Origin of the sequence: Iodobacter sp. BJB302, assembly GCF_002735645.1 — a bacterium.
Classification (GTDB): Bacteria; Pseudomonadota; Gammaproteobacteria; order Burkholderiales; family Chitinibacteraceae; genus Iodobacter.
Window position 1 is genome coordinate 1 of record NZ_PDZG01000186.1, and the last position, 693, is coordinate 693.

General features: G+C 52.7%; 1 protein-coding gene. It reads right to left on the reverse strand.

Translation table 11 applies throughout. The features are described 5' to 3' along the window. Positions 1-490: reverse transcriptase domain-containing protein (locus CSQ88_RS22550; RefSeq protein WP_257212741.1), on the reverse strand; the 490-nt coding region annotated here is incomplete at its 3' end. Positions 491-693: the final 203 nt, after the last annotated feature.

The following is a 693-nucleotide window of genomic DNA, read 5'->3' on the forward strand; positions in this document are numbered from 1 at the left end:
TCCAGCGTCCAGCCGTGCTTTGTTCTCCTCCATCCTGCAGCTGTAATTTCACCGAGCGAATGGCGTGATGTACGCTGCGCGCTTTTCTGAACCCGTATGAAACGGTATGGAAATCACTTTCCCATATCGGCTCCATCACCATCAAAATGGCACGCTGTACAATCCGATCACGCAGGCAAGGGATGCCCAAAGGCCTCATCTTGCCATTGCTTTTTGGAATATACACACGACGGGCGGCTTGTGGCTGAAACGTGCCAGCAAGCAGCTCGGTGCGTAAGGTTTCAAGTTCATGCTGGAGGCGATTTTCCATATAAACCCGAGTGACACCATCAATTCCCGGCGTCTTTGCTCCGCTTGACGCCAGCGTGATGCGGGCGGCTTCACGTAGCCAGACCGGTTCGGCAATGAGCCTCAGCAGACGATCGAACTTGCGCTCTTTATCTTTTGAAGACCATATTGCCAGCTTGCTCTGCATTTCACTGATTATCAAAGGTCTTCACCTTATTGTGGCCAGTTAATCGACACAGCAAACCACTTAAACTGCCTCCCTTCGCCATGTAACTGGCTTTCCCAGTTTCGGACTACTACGGAGGCTCCGCCAACTCGCACATCATCGGGGGCACACTCCCTTGGCATTTGTGCAAGCCTTCCCCAGTTCACATGCTGGACTCAACGCATGGGTGAGGTTGCCTA